The following is a 17,652-nucleotide window of genomic DNA, read 5'->3' as shown; positions in this document are numbered from 1 at the left end:
CGCCAGACACGACCGTCACGAGACCCATTGCGGCCACCGGCTGACCGGAAGCCCGGTCAGGATGGGGGCATGACAGCGAACGGCATCACCCTGCTCAGTCCGGACGGGCTCGTGGCGAGCCCCGCGTTCAGCCACGTGGCGGTGGTGCCGCCGGGCGCGACGACGATCTACGTCGGCGGCCAGAACGGCGTCGACGCCGCGGGTGCGCTCGTCGGTGACGATCCCGGCGAGCAGACCCGGCGCACGATGGACAACCTCGTGACGGCGCTGGAGTCGGCGGGTGCTGGGCTGGCCGACGTGGTCAGCATGACGGTGCTCTTGAAGGAGGGCGTCGACGTGCGAGCGGCGTACGCCGTGGCGGCGGAACGGCTCGCCGACGTGCAGCCGCCGCCGCTGGTCACTGCAGCGATCGTCAGCGCGCTCGGCGTACCCGGTGCGGCGGTCGAGGTGGGAGCCGTCGCCGCCGTGATCCGCTGATTGGGCCGCGCTGACGGGCGGCTGAGACAATCGGAGGGTGACCGCGATCGCGCCCCACCGCACGGACGTGCTCGTCGTCGGCGCCGGTCCCGCCGGCTCGGCAGCGGCCGCCTGGGCGGCCCGTCAGGGACTCGACGTCGTCCTCGCCGACGCTGCGGTCTTCCCTCGTGACAAGACCTGCGGCGACGGCCTGACCCCCCGCGCGGTCGGTGAGCTGGAGCGGCTGGGACTGGGCGACTGGCTCCGCGCGCACACCGTCAACCAGGGGCTGCGCGCCCATGGCTTCGGCCAGACCCTGCACCTGCCCTGGCCCGGCGGGACGCTTCCCGACTGGGGCTCGGCCGTCCCGCGCACCGAGCTCGACGACCATCTGCGCACGACCGCGATCAAGGCGGGCGCGACCGCCGTCGACGGGCACCGGGCCGTCGACGTACGACGCGAGGGCGACCGGGTCGTGGCCGTGGTCTTCAAGCGTGGCGACGGGACCGTCGAGATCGCCTGCGAGCGGCTGATCGTCGCCGACGGCGTGCGCTCACGGCTGGGCGGTCTGTTGGGCCGGGAGTGGCACCGCGACACGGTCTACGGCGTCGCGGGGCGCGCCTATGTCACGTCCGAGCGGGCCGACGACCCTTGGATCAGCTCGCACCTCGAGCTGCGCGGGAGAGACGGCGAGATCCTGTCGGGGTACGGCTGGATCTTCCCGCTCGGACAGAGCTCGACGTCCGGGGGCGAGGTCAACCTCGGCGTCGGCACGCTCGCCACCTCGAAGCGGCCGGCCGAGGTGGCCATCAAGCCGCTGATGAGCTTCTACGCCGAGGAGCGGCGCGAGGAGTTCGTGCTGGGCGACGAGCTGCGGATGCCGACGTCCGCACTGCTGCCGATGGGCGGTGCGGTGTCGGGCGTCGCGGGACCCAACTGGGCGCTCATCGGCGACGCCGCCGCCTGCGTCAACCCACTGAACGGCGAGGGCATCGACTACGGGCTCGAGTCGGGGCGGCTGGTGGCCGACCTGCTCGCCGAGGACGGCGACCTCGCGGTGGCCTGGCCGGCGCTCCTGCGCGAGCACTACGGCGAGGCGTTCTCCATCGCGCGCCGGCTCGCGGGGCTCGTCACCGTGCCCCGGCTGCTGCCCACCCTCGGCCCCGCGGGCATGCGCTCGGACTGGCTGATGACGCTCGCCCTGCGCTGGATGGGCAACCTGGTCACCGACGAGGACCGCGACCGGGCGGCTCGCGTCTGGCGCTGGGCCGGCCGTCGCTCGATCGCCCGCGACGCCCGCCCGCCCTTCGCCTGAGGTCGCCGGGTCTGCAGGTAACGCCCCTCTACATCCGCTTCTGCTCCGATATATCGGGGCAGAAGCATCTCAAAATGGGCGTTACCCAGATAGACCCGTCAGCCCAGCTCGCCGAAGCCCGCCAGGACCAGGTCGCGTACGGCGGTGATGGCGCGCTCGGCGTCGGGGCCGGTCGCGGTGACGGTGATCTCGGCGCCCTGGCCGGCGCCGAGGGTGAGCAGCTCGAGCGAGCTGGCCGCGTCGGCGCGCTGGCCGCCGAACTCCACGGTGACGTCGGCGGCGAGCCCGCCGACTGCCGTGGCGACCTGGGCGGCGGGTCGTGCGTGCAGGCCGAGGGGGTTCGGCAAGGTGAGACGAGCTTGGGCGTCCACGTGCGCGGTCTCGTCGAGGGCCGGCGCCGACGAGGGGCCAGTTGACGGCGCCGCCGCAGGGGTGGGGTCGCGCAACGACGAGGCCTTGGGCAGCAAGGCCGCCTCGGCCTCCCCGGCCACGGTGTCGAGGTCGGCGCCGCCGGCGGCACGGACGACGGCGGCCACGAGGCCCTCGACCAGCGGGGCAGGGGAGAGCCGCACCGGGTGGTCCGGCGGCGACAGCTCCAACGCCAGCTCGGCGCTCAGCACCGCCGAGCCCAGGTCCATGAGGACGAGCACGCCGTCGGGTGAGGCCGCCTTGGCGAGCGCAGCGGCCACGACGGTGGCGTCCGTGCCGAAGCCGCCGGCGGCTCCGGCTGCGACCGCGATCACCGGCCCGCGGCAGTGCACCATCTCCTCGGCCAGGGCCACCGCGGCGTCCGCGAGGGCAGCGCTGTGGGACACCACCACGATCCCGATCACGTTGGCGCCTCAGTCCACCGCTTCGGCGAGCGCGGCGACGAGGAGCGCGGCGGACGCGGCCCCCGGGTCGATGTGTCCGATGCTGCGCTCCCCGAGATAGCTGGCCCGTCCCTTCAGCGCCTGCAGCGGCTCGGTGGCGTCGCGGCCCGCCGCTGCGGCGTCGGCCGCCGCCCGGGTGGCGCCCGCGACTCCGGAGCCGCCGCCCAGGGCCGACTCGAAGGCGTCGAGCGCCGGTGCGAGGGCGTCGTACATCGTCTTGTCGCCGGCCTCGGCCTTCCCCCGCGCGACGATGCCCTCGAGCCCGGCCCGCAGGAGCGCGACCAGCCCGTCACCGTCGAGGTCGGTGGCGTCACCGGCCACCGCGCCGGCGCGGAGGAAGAAGGTGCCGTAGAGCGGGCCGCTCGCCCCGCCGACCGAGGTCACCAGGGTCATGCCGACCTTCTTCAGCAGCTCACCAGCCGTGGGCGGCGCAGGGTCGAGCGCTGCCATCACCGCGTCCATGCCTCGGATCAGGTTGGCGCCGTGGTCCGCGTCGCCGATCGCCGAGTCGAGCTCGGTGAGGTAGGCGCCGTGCTCGTGGACGGCGTCGCGGAACGACGACAGCCAGTCGACCAGCTGGCCGAGCGAGACGGCGCCCGCTGGTCGATCGGTCCCGGGTAGATCCATGTAGGTCAGACTCCCCATCGCAGGCCTGCGGTCCTCACCGGAGCATCCCACAGGCGCACCAGCTCGTCGTCGGCCTTGAGCACGGTCAGCGAGGCGCCGGCCATGTCGAGGGAGGTGATGTAGTTGCCGACCAGCGAGCGGACGACCTGGACGCCGGCCTTCTCGAGGAGGGGCGCGACCTCGCCGAACAGCAGGTAGAGCTCGAGCAGCGGAGTGCCGCCCAGCCCGCTCAGCATCACGATCCCGGGCGAGCCGCCGAACTGGAGATCGGCCAGCACCGGCTCGACGAGCCGCTCGGCGATCTCGGCCGCCCCCGCGATCGGCACCCGGTGCCGACCGGGCTCGCCGTGGATGCCGACGCCCATCTCCATCTGGTCCTCGGGCAGCTCGAAGGTCGGCTTGCCCGCGGCGGGCACGGTGCAGCTGGTCAGCGCCATGCCCATGGAGCGGCCCTGGCCGTTGACGCGACGGGAGAGCGCGAGGACGGCGTCGAGGTCCTGGCCCTCCTCGGCCGCGGCGCCGACGATCTTCTCGAGCAGCACGGTCACGCCGACGCCGCGACGGCCGGCGGTCCATGTCGAGTCCTCGACCGCCACGTCGTCGTCGGTGACGATCGTCTCGACGCGTACGCCGGAGTCGGCGACGAGCTCGCCGGCCATCTCGAAGTTCATCACGTCTCCGGTGTAGTTCTTCACGATGTGCAGCACGCCGGCGCCCCGGTCGACGACGGTGGTCGCCCCCACCATCTGGTCGGGCGTGGGAGACGTGAACACCTCGCCGCAGCAGGCGGCGTCCAGCATGCCCGGGCCGACGAAGCCGCCGTGCAGGGGCTCGTGGCCGGACCCGCCGCCGGAGATCAGCGCCACCTTGCCGTCGGCCTTGGGCTCGGCCCTGTAGATGACCCGGTGCTGGTGGTCGACCCGCAGCTCGGGGTGGGCGGCGGCGACGCCCTTCAGCGCGTCGGCGAGCACGTCCTCGGGCTTGTTGATGAGCTTCTTCATGTCTCAGACCTCCGAAGGGGCGGCGGCGACGCTCGCCGTGGCGGCGACGTCCTGCGCGGTGTGGGCAATGATTCCGAAGAGGACCGCGGCCGCAACCCCCGCGAGGGGCTCGGCGGCGACGTACACAGGCCACTGGCCCCACAGCACGTCCCCGCCCATGACCTGCTGGACGAGCATCGGGCCGATGGGGTGGGTCGGGTTGATCGCGGCGTCGGTGGTGGCGCGGGCGGGACTGAGACCTATCGACGGAGCGCTTGCTTCGCCGCGAACTTCGGGGTGAACAGGCTGTTGACCGGGTCGACCAGGTGGTTGAGCTTCTTCGCCACGGGCGGCCATCCGAGGAAGAGCCCCCAGGCGACGGCCAGCACCACGATGATCACCAGGGACGCCCAGTCGTTGGACGGCAGGAAGCGGGCCCACTCCTCGTACTCCGCGTAGCGGACCAGGAACCCGTGGAAGAGGTACACCACCATCGTGTAGGCGCCCATGTCGGTGAGGAAGGTCCGCCGTCTGGGGATCAGGCTGAGGACGGCGAAGCAGCCCGCGAGCGAGACGACGATCAGCCGGGCCCGGATCCACGCGCCCTCGGCGGCGCCCGCGCCGAGCGACTCGTAGGCCGAGCGGTAGTAGAGCCACTGGGTGCTCCAGTAGTCGTCGGTGTGGTCGGCGAGCCACCAGATCCCGGCCATCACGACGAGCCCCACGACCCACGCGAATCGACGCTTCGACAGGTCGAGCAGCTGTGGGGTCAGGTGCAGGCCGACCACGAAGAAGGGCAGCAGACCCATGGCCCGGTTGAGGTCGAAGAGCTCCTGGTCGGTCTGTCCCGCGAGCAGGCTGACCCCGATCGAGATCGGCACCATCACCCAGTGCAGCCTGAGCACCGGGGTGGCCAGCCGCCAGATGACCAGGACCGCGAGGTACCACATCGGCCACCGGGGATTCGTCCAGATCGGGTCGAGCATCGGGGTGTCGCCGACGTGGTGCCGGAACATCACCATCACCCACGAGAAGACGAAGTACGGGAGCACGAGAGTCGTCAGCAGCGACCAGATGTGCCGAGGGCTGTAGCGGAACGATCGCGAGAGGTAGCCCGTCACGAGCACGAACACCGGGATGTGGAAGTAGTAGATGAAGTCGTACGCCCGCTGCTCGACCGAGCTGTAGGGCAGCAGCACGACCGCGTGTCCGACCACCACGATCGTCACCAGCACCGTCTTGACGTTGTCCAGCCACGGGTCTCGTGCGGCGCTCACGGCGTCAACGTAGCCGCTCGTTTAGGTTGGACGGCATGTCAGGGGTTCCGCAGCGACAGCGGGTGGCGGCGTACGCCGTCATCCTGCGCGACGAGTCGATCCTGCTGAGCCGCCTCTCCGAGCGGGTCACCCGCGACGAGCTCTGGACGCTCCCCGGCGGGGGGCTCGACCACGGGGAGGACCCCCGCGACGCGGTGCTGCGGGAGGTCTACGAGGAGACCGGGTTGCACGCCCAGGTGGGCGACCGGCCGCGGGTGCTGTCGGCGCACCTGCCGGGGGCCTGGCGAGACGGTGAGCGCGTCGACGCCCACGCCCTGCGGATCGTGTACGACGGCTGGGTGCCCCGCGGCTCTCCCGACCCGCACGTGGTGGAGGTCGACGGGTCGACGGTCGAGTCGGCGTGGATCGCGCTGGCCGACGTCCGGTCGGGTGAGGTGCCGGTCGTGCCGATGGTGACCGAGGTGCTGGCCGAGCTCGCCGCGCCTCTCCAGCGGCAACGGCTGGCGGCGTACGCGCTGATCCGTCGCGACGACACGGTGCTCCTGACCCGCATCTCGCCGCGCGGCCACCACAGCGGCTACTGGACGCTGCCGGGCGGTGGTGTCGACCACGGCGAGCGCCCCGCGACCGCCCTGGCTCGCGAGGTCCGCGAGGAGTGCGGCGTCGACGCCGAGGTCGGAGACCTGCTCGACGTGCACGACGTGCACTTCACCGGGGAGGCGCCGAGCGGCCGGATCGAGGACTTCCACGGTGTGCACCTGGTCTTCGCCGCCACGATCGAACCGCAGGCGATCCCGCACGTCGCCGAGACCGACGGCACGACGGATGCCGTCGGCTGGGTGCCCGTGAGCGAGATCGAGTCCGGGCGCGTCCCCGTGCTCGACCTGGTGCTGCACGCGCTGCGCCGCTGACGCCGGGCTCTGCAGCGACGTTCGTCGCGACGGAGCGTCCGTAGGATCGAGGGGTGAACCCTCGTCATCGCCGGCTGGTGATCCCGGTCGCGCTGGCCGGGATCCTCCTGGTGGTCGTGATCGCGGCGGTGCTGCGATGAGCGAGCCCCTCGACGCTGCGCTGGCCCGGGTGACCGCCCACGTGCTCGACCCCGAACGGCTGGTCCGGGCCGTGGCCTCCGGTCGCCGCCGGGGCGAGCGGCCGCAGTGGCGACGGGTGGAGCTGCGCTACGTCGACCTGCGCGCCGGCCGGGCTCTCCAGGTGACGGCGTACGACGACAGCCAGGCGCACACCGCCAACCACCCCGTCGGCGACGCGGCCACCGGTGCGCTGGCCTCGCTGCTGGCCGAGCCGTTCGGCAACTGGCACGTCGACACCGCGACCGAGACGCACCAGCTGCGGGTGACCAAGAAGGGCGATGCGGTGGTGCACACCAATCCTCGCGAGGCGCCTGCGATGGTCGACTTCGAGCACGATCGGGAGAAGAGCCGCTTGCTTCCAGAGGACGACCCGGTGTTCCGGGTGCTCGGCCTGGCCGACGAGCAGGGCCGGATCAAGCCGAGCCGGCAGGGGAAGTACCGCCAGGTCGAGGAGTTCCTGCGCATCCTCGACTCCGGCATCACCGACGCGCTGGCGGCCGGCCACCTGCGTCGACCGACCGCCGACGACCCGCTCCGGATCGTCGACCTCGGCTGCGGGAACGCCTACCTGACCCTGGCGGCCAACCGCTATCTGACCGCGGTCAGAGAACTGCCGGTGCTGGTCGTGGGGGTCGACCGGCGTGCCCAGCCGCGATGGACGGACCCGGCTGTCACCGAGGCGGTCGGCGCGCCGACGTGCTTCGTCGAGGGGACCATCGGCGACGCCGTCGTCGACCCTGCGCCGGAGGTGGTGCTGGCCCTGCACGCCTGCGACACCGCCACCGACGAGGCGCTGGCCCGCGCGGTCGAGTGGGGTGCGCCGCTCGTGCTCGCCGCCCCCTGTTGCCACCACGACCTGGCGGCCCAGCTGAGGCGCACGCCGCCGCCGTCCCCGAACTCGTTGCTCACCCGCAGCGGCATCCTGCGCGAGCGGCTGGCCGACACTCTCACCGACGCCGTGCGGGGTGCGCTGCTGCGCACGCGCGGCTATCGCGTCGAGGTGATGCAGTTCGTCGAGAGCAAGCACACGCCCCGCAACACCTTGCTCCGCGCGACGCTCACCGGCGCACGGGACTCAGGGGTCGGTGAGGAGTACGCCGCGCTGGTGGCCCAGTGGGGTGTCCATCCTCGCCTGGCCGAGCTCCTCGACGAGCAGTCCCCGGCGGATGCGTAGCGTCATCGTGCTTGGCGCCCTTCTGGTGGCCGCGTTCGTCATCGGGACGGCGGTGAGCCCGGGATCGCAGGTCCCCGACGACGTGCTGCGCTTCCAGGACCCGCGCATCGTCGAGTCCAGCGGGCTCGTCGTCGACGGCGACCTCTTCGTCACGACCAACGACTCCGGCGACACCGGGCGGATCTTCGCCGTCGACGGGGAGGGACGCACGGTCGGCGTGACCACGTGGACCGACGCTCCTGAAGACGTGGAAGCGCTCGCGCCCGCTGCACCCGGCGAGGTCTGGGTCGGCGACATCGGCGACAACGCCGCGGCCCGTGACGCGATCACCGTTGCGCGCGTCCCGGTGGGCGCCGGTGACCGGACCGTGGAGCCGGCGACGTACGACCTCGTCTATCCCGACGGACCCCACGACGCGGAGGCGCTGCTGGCCCATCCTTCGACGGGTCGGCTCTACGTCGTCAGCAAGGTCGTCTTCGGCGGGACCGTGTACGCCGCGCCCCGTCGAATGGATCCGGAGCGCCCCAACCGTCTCACCGAGGTCGGACCGGTCGGCGGCATCGTCACGGACGGGACCTTCATGCCCGACGGGCGGCACCTGGTCCTGCGCACCTATGACCGCGCAGTCGTCTACTCGTTCCCCGACCTCGAAGCGGTGGCGGAGATGCGCCTGCCCAAGCAGCGCCAGGGCGAGGGGATCGCCGTCGACGCCGACGGTGAGCTGTACGTCAGCAGCGAGGGTGTGCGGGCGCCGCTGCTGCGGCTCACGCCGCCCGACGACGTCCGCGACGTCCTCGCGGGCGTGGTCCCCGAAGCCCAGCCATCGGCGTCGCAGGCGCCGACTCCGTCCACGGGCGCGTCCTCGTCTTCGTCCGACAGCCCGGCCGGCGACCGCCCGCCCGAGGCGCCGCGCCAGGAGGCGAAGCCGGACGTGATGTCGTGGTTGGCCGGCTTCGGCGTCCTTGGCCTCATCGTGGTCGTCCTGCTCCTGGCTCTGCGCCGCCCTCGCTGACCCGACCTGTCGAAGAAGGTCGGCGGTGGGGTCCCCCTCCTTGGGGGCGTATCGAGCACCCCCAGGGCTGAGGCAGGGTGACCGGCATGCCCCGGCTGCGTCGTACCTCCCAGAACGATCCCGGGTGGACCCGGCGGCGTGCTGGCAGGGGGTTCGTCTACCTCGACGAGCACGGCGAGCGGCTCGGTCCTGACGAGGTGCAGCGCTGCAAGGACCTCGTCATCCCGCCAGCCTGGAAGGACGTCTGGATCTGCCCGCACCCGCGCGGCCACCTGCAGGCGGTCGGCACGGACGACGCCGGGCGACGTCAGTACCTCTACCACCCGGCCTGGCGGGTGGCCCGCGACGACGCGAAGTTCGTCCGCGTCCTCGACTTCGGCAGGGCGCTCTCGAAGGCCCGCGAGCGGGTCGCGGTCGACCTCGGCACGGAGGGCATGACGCGTGAGAGGGGTTGCGCGGTCGCGGTGCGGTTGCTCGACCTGGGCTACTTCCGGATCGGCAACGACGTGTACGCCGACGAGAACAACAGCTTCGGCCTCACCACGCTGGAGCGCCGGCACGCGCGTCGACAGAGCGGCGTGTTCGTCTTCGAGTTCGTGGGCAAGTCCGGCGTCGAGCACCGCATCGAGATCGACGACGAGGCGACCAGCGAGGCGCTCGAGGTGATGCGCAAGCGGCGTGGGACCAGCGCCCGGCTGCTCGCCTACAAGGAGGGCAGGACCTGGCGCGACATCGACTCCGCGCTGGTCAACGACTACATCCGCGAGACCACCGGGATCGACGCGACGGCGAAGGACTTCCGCACCTGGCACGCGACCGTGCTGGCAGCGGCGGCGCTCGCCTCGACCGACGAGCCGGGGGAGACCGCGGCGTCGAAGAAGCGCGCGGTGTCGTCGGCGATGAAGGAGGTGGCCGAGTACCTCGGCAACACCCCGACGCTGGCCAGGTCGTCGTACGTCGACCCTCGGGTGATCGACGCCTACGAGGAGGGCCGGACGATCGCGCGCGCCACGCGGCGCACGTACCCCGGCGCCGACGAGCGCACGGCAGCCTTGGAGCGCGCGGTGCTGAAGCTGCTGCGGGAGAGCTGACCTGCCCAGCGATTTCGACGCGCTCGTCCCCAGGGGGCACGATGACGAGATGGTGTCGAGCGGCTCGAGGCGGGCGGGGCTGAAGGTCCTGTCCGGTGCGCTCGCGCTCGCGTGCACCACCGCGTTCCTCAGTGCCTGCGACGCGGAGGCACCCACTGGGTCCGGCGGCCCGCGGCCGAGTGCCGAGGAGACCTCCGAGCTGCAGTCCGGCGCGACCGAGGGGCCGACCGAGGAGCCGCGCACGCCGGCCGAGCGCCTGGGGCTGGCGACCGGGTGGGGTCCCACGGAGGCCGAGCTGGACCGCGCCGTACGCCTGACCGGTGAGCTGTCCCTGCCCGAGCTCGCCGGTCAGGTGATCGTGGCCGACTACGCCGGGCTGGCCGCTCCCGTCTCGATGGTGCGCAGGCTGCACCTCGCAGGCACGATCGCCTTCTCCGCCAACGTCGCGTCGGCACGGCAGGTGCGGGCCGCGAACCTACGGCTGCGACGGGAGGTACGCCGTCCGCTGGTCGTGTCCGTCGACCAGGAAGGCGGCGTCGTCGAGCGGGTCCGCACCGGCGTGACGCGCTTCCCGGCTTTCATGTCTGCGGGCGCGGCCGGAGACCCGGCCATGACCGAGAAGGCGTACGCCGCTGCGGCAACCGAGCTGGCGTGGGCCGGCTTCACGATGGACTTCGCCCCCGTTGCGGACGTGACGTCAGGGCCTGCGGATCCGACGATCGGGTCACGATCGGCGGGGTCCGACCCGGCGACCGTGTCGGAGCAGATGGTGGCTGCTGCCCGCGGCTACGCGTCGGCCGGCGTCCTTCCGGTGGTCAAGCACTTCCCGGGCCACGGCTCGGTCCCGGCGGACAGCCATCAGACCCTGCCCGTGCAGACCCGGTCACTGCGCGAGCTGCGTGAGATCGACCTGGTGCCGTTCGCCGCAGCGGTGGCGGAGGGCCTGCCTGCCGTGATGGTCGGGCACCTCGACGTGCGCGCGGTCGATCCGCGGGTGCCGTCGTCGCTGTCGAAGCCGGTGGTCGCCGGCCTGCTCCGAGACGAGCTCGGCTTCGAGGGGCTCGTCGTGACCGACTCTCTCGAGATGGCGGCGCTGCGCTCGTCGAAGGGTGCCGCCCCCGTCGTCCGGGCGCTGCGTGCCGGCGTCGACCTGCTGCTGATGCCGCCCGACCCGGCAGTCGCCCGCGCGGCGATCGTGCGCTCCGTGCGCAGCGGCACGCTGTCGAGGCAGCGGCTCCGCCAGGCCGCGGCCCGCACGCTCGCGCTCCTCCTCCACCAACGCGCGGGTGCGCCGCGTCCGCGCCCGGCCTCCGCCGCCCGTGCGTCGTACCGGCTCTCGGCGGCCGCGCTCACCAGCGTCGCCGGTCCCTGCCACGGCGACCTCGTCGGGCGGGTCGTCTCCCTGCGGGGCGACAGCACGGCGATGGCAGTCTTTGCCGGCAGGGCCCGTGCGGCCGGACTCGAGGTCCTGGTGCCGCGACTTCCACCGGCCCGGCTCGCCAACGCGGAGCCCGCCCCCGAGCGACGCGATCACGAGTCGCGACGACACTTCCGCCAGCGCAAGAAGGAGTGGCGAGACGGCGAGCGGGTGCGTGAGCGCCGCCTGGCGCGCTGGCAGGCCCGTGAGGCGACGCGGCTCGCACGCGGCACGACGGTCGCCTTCGCCGGCTACCGCGACGGACCGGTCGCCGGCGACGTCGCCGTCGCGACGGACACGCCTTTCGTCCTCGGCAGCAGCCGGGCGCGGGTGAAGGTGGCGACGTACGGCGCGTCGCCGGGCGCCATGTCGTCGCTCGTCGACCTGCTCGTCGGTCGGGGAGTCGCCCCCGGGGAGCTGCCCGTACGGGTAGCCGGCCTCGAGCGCCGCGGCTGCTAGTCCGGTTCCGCAGCGACGTAGACCCATCTGCCGCCGCGTCGCTCGAACCTGCTGCGCTCGTGGAGCGTGTGGGCGCGCCCGTCCGGATCGAGGTAATGCGCCTCGAGCTCGACCACACCTGTGTCGTCGCCCCGTCCGCCGGCGACGATGTCGACGATCTCGAGACCGGTCCAGTGGAGTGGCTGTGGTGAGAGGTCCTCCGGGCGGGTCCGCGGGTGCCACGTGCGGAAGAGGTGGTCGACGTGGCCGACGGCGTACGCCGAGTAGCGCGAGCGCATCAGCTCCTCGGCCGTCTCCGCCTGGGCGGCGCCGCGATGCAGGCGGCCGCAGCAGGCGTCGTACGTCGCTCCGGTGCCGCAGGGACACGACTGCTGCAGGCTCACCGGGGTGACGGTAGTGGCCTCCTCGATGACAGGGTGGCCCTATGGAGCTCACCGTGGTCGAGGGCGACATCACGGCACAGGACGTGGACGCAGTGGTCAACGCCGCCAACAGGGCGATGCGCGGAGGCGGTGGGGTCGACGGCGCGATCCACCGGGCGGGGGGTCCTGAGGTGCTGGAGGACTGCGTACGCCGCTTCCCGCGCGGCCTGGCGACGGGCGACGCGGGCTGGACGACGGCCGGGCGGATGCCGGCCCAGTGGGTGATCCACGTGGTGGGTCCCAACCACGCGGCCGGCGAGCGGGACCGGTCGCTGCTGACGTCGTGCTACTCCCGCGCCCTCGCGGTCGCCGACGAGCTCGGGGCCGCGACCGTGGCCTTCCCGCTCGTGTCCGCCGGCATCTACGGCTGGCCGCTCGACGACGCAGTCGCGGCGGCCGTCGACACGCTGCGGGGCACCCCGACCGATGTCGCGGAGGCCAGGATCGTCGCCTTCAACCGCCGGATCTTCGAGCTGGTCGAGGCGCGGGTCGCCCGCTGAGAAAACCGGGGGACGTTGTCGGCGGTCCGACCTACTGTGGGAAGGGTGCGCCAAGGCCAGCTCGCGGAGGTCGAGCTTGATTCGGTGGGGGCGCCCCAGACCCAGGGTCGGCCGACGGGTCTCGGGGCCGATGACGCGACCCCTCCTGGGCGGGTGCCGGTCGACTGGCGGCGGCTGAAGCAGCCGCTCACCTACACCTGTTTCACCATGTTGTTCCTGGCCGCGGTCGGCACGTCGCTGGGCTCGGTCGTCGCGGGCCGGCTGGCTGGCGGGCCCACAAGCGCACTGCTCGCGGCGCTCGCGGTCTGCGTCGTCGGCGCGGCCGCGATCGACACGGTGGCCAAGACGCTCTGGGCCGGTGTCGTCGACCGCGCCGAGGGCCGGTTGCGCGCCGACCTCCTCGATGCGGCCATGGCCCAGCCGCTGGAGGACCTCACCGAGCAGGCCGTCGGCGAGGTGCTCGACCGCATCGACGACGACACCTGGGAGGTCGGCCAGCTGCTCCGCTGGGGCGTGTGGATGGCGGCACGCACCCTGCTCGCCTCGGGCCCCCTGTGGCTCGTCGCCGGTCTGACCTGGTGGCCGGCGGCCTTCCTCTTCCCGTTGACCGCGCTGGCGGCGGTCGCCATCGTCCGTCGCCTCCTGCCGCGCATCTCGGAGCTCAAGGTCGTGGAGGAGGCCGCTTGGACCGACCACGCCGCGGCCACGGAGGAAGGCATCGCGGCGCGCGACGACCTGCGCACCAGCCTGGGCGCGGCCCACGTGCTGCGGCGCAACGCCCGGCTCACCTCGGCCGTGCACGCCGCTCTCGACGCCCTGCTGCGGATGGAGGTGCGCATCACCCGGCGCAGCGGCGGGCTGCTGCTCGGCGTGCTGGCCGGTACGGCGGTGCTCGGCGTCGCCCTCGTGTCCGAGGGTGGGCTGTCCACCGCCAGCCTGGTGACGCTCTTCCTCGTCACGACGACGTTCGTCGGTCAGGTCGACATGCTCGCGCGGCACCTGCCCGACCTGCAGGAGGGCTTCGGCGCCGTGCTGCGCCTGCGCGGCATGATGGCGGCCCGCGCCGAGCCGACGGGCGGGCGGCCACTCCCCGACGGTTCGCTCGACGTCGAGTTCCGCGGCCTCCACTTCAGCTATGGGCAGGGCACCTTCGCGCTCCGCGACGTCGACCTGCTCGTCCCCGCCGGTCACACCTGCGCGCTCGTCGGCCGCACGGGCTCCGGCAAGTCCACCCTGGCGTCCCTGGTCTCGCGCGCAGTCGAGCCGGCTCCGGGCACCGTCCTCCTGGGTGGTGTCGACGTCCTCGAGCTGGACCTCCAGCAGCTGCGGGCCGCCGTCGGCGTGGTCACCCAACGCACCGAGATCCTCGCGGGCACGCTGGTCGACAACATCACCCTGTTCCGGAGCTACCCGCGACAGACCGTCGAGGCGGCGGTCGCCGAGCTCGGCCTCACCGAGTGGGTGGCCGGACTCCCGGACGGGCTCGACACCGAGCTCGGTCCCGGCGGCACCAGCCTGTCCGCAGGGGAGGAGCAGCTCGTCGCGTTCGCGCGCCTGCTCGTCCGCGACGTGCGGGTGGTCGTCCTCGACGAGGCCACCGCGCGGATGGACCCCGTCACCGAGGCCCGGGTCGTGCGCGCCGCCGACCGGTTGATCTCCGGGCGCACCGGCATCCTCGTCGCACACCGGCTCTCGACGACCAAGCGCGCCGAGCAGGTGGCCGTCCTGGAGGCCGGGCGAGTGGTGCAGCACGGTCGACGTGACCGGCTGGCGTCCGAGGACGGTGCGTTCCGTCGCCTGCTGACGGCCTCCGCCGTGGAGGACCACGTCGAGGACGCCCTGGCGGAGGCCGTCCGCGTCCGGGAGGGGCACGACGAGGTCGGCATCGGGTCGATCCGGCGTTCGACGAGCCCACCGCCGCCTCCCGAGGTGCGCGAGATCCCCAGCCTGGCCCGCGCGACCTTCAGCGCCCTCACCGTCCGGCCGCGGTGGGGCCTGCTCGGCATGGGCCTCTTCCTGCTGTCCGCGCTGACCGGCGCCTTCGGTGCCGTGACGGGGTGGATCTGGGGCCTGGTCGTCACCGAACTGCAAGACGGTCAGCGGCCGGTCGGTCTGACGATCGCGCTGGTCGCGTCGCTGCTGGTCAGCCCCTTCCTGCTCGCTGCCGCCTTCCGCGTCTACCCGCACTGGTGGGTCGAGGTGCGGCTGCGGGTCCGCGCCGTGGTCCTCGCCGGGCAGACCGCCCAGCACCGGCTGGAGCGGACGCCGCCGGGCGAGGTCGTCGCCCGCACGATGGACGCCGACCGGATCGCGCGCTACGCCGACCGCTGGGTCGACTTCCTCAACGGGCTCGTCATCGTGATGGTCACCGCCCTCATCGCCCAGTCCTGGTTGGCCGGGTCCGTCCTCCTCGCCGTCATGGTCTCCTCGGCCGTCGCGTCGTCGTTCGGCCGGCGGGTGGCCGGTCGGTCGGCAGCGGCCGCCTCCGCTGCTCGGGCCGGGTTCGGGAGGTCACTGGTCTCGGCGCTCGAGTCGGTGCGCACGGTCAAGCTCGCCGCGGCCACCCCCGACGTGCACGCGCACCTGCGCCAGGTCGACAGCGGGCGCGTGAACGCGGCGGTGCGTGAGCACCGCGTGCAGGCGGTGCTCGACGGGGTCCCGATCATCATGGTCCAGTGCGGCGTGGTGGCCGCGTGGGCCGGTCTGCTGGGCGGCCAGTGGGAGCTGGCCACCGCGCTGCTGGTGGCCAACGCCGTGAGCGGCTTCGACTGGTTCGGCCGGGTGGCCGGTGCCGTGGTCACCGAGGCACCAGGCGTCCGTGCCTGGATGCGAGCGACCAGTGCCCTTGCCGGCGGCGGCGACCTGATGCACCTCCCCGCCGGTGTCGACCTGGTGGACGGGACGGCTCCGCTGCCGGTCCCGCCGGCGCGCGAACCGCTGCGAGAGCTGACGCTCGCAGACGTCTCCGCGGTGCACGACGACGGCACCGTCGGTGTCCGTGGTGTCGACCTGACCGTGCGTTCGGGCGAGCTGGTGCTGTTGCTGGGGCAGGTCGGCTCGGGCAAGTCCAGCCTGCTCAGTGCGCTCGCGGGCCTGGTGAGCTCCACCGGTCAGATCCAATGGAACGACCGCGTCGTCGTCGATCCGCAGCTCGAGCTGCGGCCCGGACGCGTCGCCCACGTCGCGCAGGTCCCGCGCGTGCTGTCCGGCACCTTCCGCGACAACGTGCTGCTCGACCACGCCGATCGGGTGGCCGAGCCCGGGTTCGCTGCTGCGCGCCTCGAGCGCGACGTGGCCGAGGCCGGTGGGCCGGACGCGCTCGTGGGCCACCGCGGCGTACGCCTCTCCGGCGGTCAGGTCCAGCGGCTCGCGCTCGCGCGGGCCCTGGCCTGCGAGGCCGACGTGCTCATCGCCGACGACGTGTCGTCGGCCCTGGACGCCGCCACCGAGATCGAGCTGTGGGAGTCGCTGCGCGAACGTGGCGCCACCGTCGTCGGGGCGACGTCCAAGACGGCAGCGCTCTCCCGCGCCGACAAGGTCGTGGTGCTGGTCGACGGCGAGGTCGCCGACCAAGGCCCGTGGCGCGAGCTCAGCGCGCGCTGGAGCCACCTGGCGGGGTAACTGTCGGCAGTTGCCTCACCGGGTCTCGACACGCCCTTTTCGCGCCCTCGCAAGCTCGGGCGCGAGGGCTGCTCGACCTGGCCGAACCCACGCTGACCGCTCGTTCCTCGCGGTCAGCTGTTCGTCACAACCCAGTCGATGCAGGCCGTGAGCGCCTCGACGTCGGCGGGGTCGATGGCGGGGTACATCGCGATCCGCAGCTGGTTGCGGCCGAGCTTGCGGTAGGGCTCGGTGTCGACGATGCCGTTGGCGCGCAGGGTCGCCGCGACCGCGTCGGCCGAGATCGCTTCGTCGAAGTCGATGGTCCCGATCACCAACGAGCGGTGGTCGGGGTCGGCGACGTACGGCGTCGTGTACGCCGTCTTCTCGGCCCAGCCGTAGAGCGCGTCGGACGACGCGGTCGTGCGCTCCACCATCCCGGCCAGACCGCCGGAGGAGTTCATCCAGTCGAGCTGCTCGGCCATCAGGAAGAGCGTGGCGACCGACGGGGTGTTGTAGGTCTGGTTCTTGCGTGAGTTGTCGATCGCGGTGGGCAGGTCGAAGAACGCCGGGATGTAGCGGCCGGACGCGGCGATCTCGGCGGCCCGGTCGAGCGCGGCCGGCGACATGACAGCGAGCCAGAGCCCGCCGTCGGAGGCGAAGGACTTCTGCGGCGCGAAGTAGTAGGCGTCGACCTCGGCCAGGTCGACGGGCAGACCGCCCGCGCCCGACGTGGCGTCGATGAGCACCAGCGCGCCCTCGTCGGCGCCGTCGGGTCGCACCACGGGAGCCATCACCGCGGTCGAGGTCTCGTTGTGGGCCCACGCGTAGGCGTCGACGCCCGCTTCGGCGACGGCGACCGGACGCGAACCCGGCTCGGACTTGAGCACGCTCGGCGCCTCGAGCCAGGGCGCGGTGCTCGCCGCGGTCGCGAACTTCGAGGAGAACTCCCCGAAGGACAGGTGTTGGCTGCGGGTCCGGATCAGCCCGTGGGTCGCGACGTCCCAGAACGCGGTCGCGCCGCCGTTGCCGAGCACCACCTCGTAGCCCTCGGGCATCGAGAACAGCTCGGCCAGGCCCTCGCGCACCCGCCCGACCAGGTCGCGCACGGGCGCCTGCCGGTGCGAGGTGCCCATCAGGGTGGTGCCGGTCGCGGCGAGCGCGGCGAGGTGCGCGGGCTGGATCTTGGAGGGTCCCGCTCCGAAGCGCCCATCGGCAGGCTTGAGGTCAGCGGGGATCTGCAGGGCGTCTGTCACGACAATGCCTTTGAGGTCTGGTCCGGTGGTGGCTGACGACGCTGTCAGGGGTCCTATTCTGGCAGCCGCCCGGGCCGGCGCCCGGCCCGCATCTCGCCGGAGG

General features: G+C 72.9%; 16 protein-coding genes and 1 pseudogene. 9 read left to right on the top strand and 8 right to left on the bottom strand.

The genetic code is table 11. The features are described 5' to 3' along the window. The first annotated feature begins 69 nt into the window (after nucleotides 1-69). Nucleotides 70-477 (top strand): RidA family protein, encoded by a 408-nt coding sequence (locus tag ABD295_RS16940; protein WP_344304984.1) that lies wholly within the window; start codon nucleotides 70-72, stop codon nucleotides 475-477. 37 nt (nucleotides 478-514) lie between these two features. Continuing rightward, nucleotides 515-1,771 carry a geranylgeranyl reductase family protein gene (locus tag ABD295_RS16935; protein WP_344304983.1) on the top strand — a complete coding sequence of 419 codons (1,257 nt, stop codon included), beginning with the start codon at nucleotides 515-517 and terminating at the stop codon, nucleotides 1,769-1,771. Between the two features lie 98 nt (nucleotides 1,772-1,869). Here ABD295_RS16935 and ABD295_RS16930 read toward each other — a convergent pair whose 3' ends face one another. The 6 genes and pseudogenes from ABD295_RS16930 to ABD295_RS16905 form a co-directional block, all read right to left on the bottom strand. Further along, entirely contained in the window at nucleotides 1,870-2,142 is a 273-nt protein-coding gene (locus ABD295_RS16930) for an HPr family phosphocarrier protein (protein WP_344305462.1), read from the bottom strand. Nucleotides 2,143-2,214: 72 nt separating this feature from the next. Next, a pseudogene (dhaM, locus tag ABD295_RS16925) lies at nucleotides 2,215-2,604 on the bottom strand (dihydroxyacetone kinase phosphoryl donor subunit DhaM); the annotation flags it as partial. A 9-nt stretch (nucleotides 2,605-2,613) separates the two neighbouring features. Then, complete coding sequence (dhaL, locus tag ABD295_RS16920; protein WP_344304982.1) at nucleotides 2,614-3,270, bottom strand: dihydroxyacetone kinase subunit DhaL; 657 nt, start codon at nucleotides 3,268-3,270, stop codon at nucleotides 2,614-2,616. Between the two features lie 5 nt (nucleotides 3,271-3,275). Further along, entirely contained in the window at nucleotides 3,276-4,271 is a 996-nt protein-coding gene (gene dhaK, locus ABD295_RS16915) for a dihydroxyacetone kinase subunit DhaK (RefSeq protein ID WP_344304981.1), read from the bottom strand. A 3-nt stretch (nucleotides 4,272-4,274) separates the two neighbouring features. Further along, nucleotides 4,275-4,448, bottom strand: coding sequence for a hypothetical protein (locus tag ABD295_RS16910; RefSeq protein ID WP_344304980.1), 174 nt, complete (start codon nucleotides 4,446-4,448; stop codon nucleotides 4,275-4,277). 62 nt (nucleotides 4,449-4,510) lie between these two features. Then, nucleotides 4,511-5,527: an acyltransferase family protein gene (locus tag ABD295_RS16905; RefSeq protein ID WP_344304979.1), complete on the bottom strand. Its 1,017-nt coding sequence runs from the start codon at nucleotides 5,525-5,527 to the stop codon at nucleotides 4,511-4,513. Between the two features lie 35 nt (nucleotides 5,528-5,562). Here ABD295_RS16905 and ABD295_RS16900 point away from each other — a divergent pair, with 35 nt between their 5' ends. From ABD295_RS16900 to ABD295_RS16880, 5 genes are all read left to right on the top strand, one after another. After that, on the top strand, nucleotides 5,563-6,438 hold the full coding sequence (locus ABD295_RS16900; RefSeq protein ID WP_344304978.1) for an NUDIX hydrolase: 876 nt from the start codon (nucleotides 5,563-5,565) through the stop codon (nucleotides 6,436-6,438). Between the two features lie 136 nt (nucleotides 6,439-6,574). Beyond that, entirely contained in the window at nucleotides 6,575-7,792 is a 1,218-nt protein-coding gene (locus tag ABD295_RS16895; protein ID WP_344304977.1) for a class I SAM-dependent methyltransferase, read from the top strand. Then, nucleotides 7,785-8,804: a hypothetical protein gene (locus tag ABD295_RS16890; RefSeq protein ID WP_344304976.1), complete on the top strand. Its 1,020-nt coding sequence runs from the start codon at nucleotides 7,785-7,787 to the stop codon at nucleotides 8,802-8,804. Before ABD295_RS16895 ends, ABD295_RS16890 begins: the two co-directional genes overlap by 8 nt. An 86-nt stretch (nucleotides 8,805-8,890) precedes the next feature. Beyond that, nucleotides 8,891-9,895: a DNA topoisomerase IB gene (locus tag ABD295_RS16885; RefSeq protein ID WP_344304975.1), complete on the top strand. Its 1,005-nt coding sequence runs from the start codon at nucleotides 8,891-8,893 to the stop codon at nucleotides 9,893-9,895. A gap of 49 nt (nucleotides 9,896-9,944) precedes the next feature. Further along, nucleotides 9,945-11,771 (top strand): glycoside hydrolase family 3 protein, encoded by a 1,827-nt coding sequence (locus ABD295_RS16880; protein ID WP_344304974.1) that lies wholly within the window; start codon nucleotides 9,945-9,947, stop codon nucleotides 11,769-11,771. Here ABD295_RS16880 and ABD295_RS16875 read toward each other — a convergent pair. Further along, a complete protein-coding gene (locus ABD295_RS16875) occupies nucleotides 11,768-12,154 on the bottom strand; it encodes a YchJ family protein (RefSeq protein ID WP_344304973.1) in 387 nt (128 codons plus the stop codon). The two genes, ABD295_RS16880 and ABD295_RS16875, sit on opposite strands and share 4 nt — an antisense overlap. 41 nt (nucleotides 12,155-12,195) lie before the next feature. On the opposite strand from ABD295_RS16875, the gene ABD295_RS16870 reads away from it, so the two are divergent. Next, on the top strand, nucleotides 12,196-12,693 hold the full coding sequence (locus ABD295_RS16870; protein WP_344304972.1) for an O-acetyl-ADP-ribose deacetylase: 498 nt from the start codon (nucleotides 12,196-12,198) through the stop codon (nucleotides 12,691-12,693). Between the two features lie 45 nt (nucleotides 12,694-12,738). Continuing rightward, nucleotides 12,739-16,314: an ATP-binding cassette domain-containing protein gene (locus ABD295_RS16865; RefSeq protein WP_344304971.1), complete on the top strand. Its 3,576-nt coding sequence runs from the start codon at nucleotides 12,739-12,741 to the stop codon at nucleotides 16,312-16,314. A 113-nt stretch (nucleotides 16,315-16,427) separates the two neighbouring features. Here ABD295_RS16865 and serC read toward each other — a convergent pair whose 3' ends face one another. Then, nucleotides 16,428-17,549 (bottom strand): phosphoserine transaminase, encoded by a 1,122-nt coding sequence (gene serC, locus ABD295_RS16860; RefSeq protein WP_344304970.1) that lies wholly within the window; start codon nucleotides 17,547-17,549, stop codon nucleotides 16,428-16,430. Nucleotides 17,550-17,652: the final 103 nt, after the last annotated feature.

The sequence above is a fragment of the Nocardioides bigeumensis genome, from assembly GCF_039531755.1.
Lineage (GTDB): Bacteria > Actinomycetota > Actinomycetes > Propionibacteriales > Nocardioidaceae > Nocardioides > Nocardioides bigeumensis.
The sequence above is the reverse complement of the archived record's forward strand: the minus strand, read 5'-3'. Positions and strand labels throughout refer to the sequence as shown.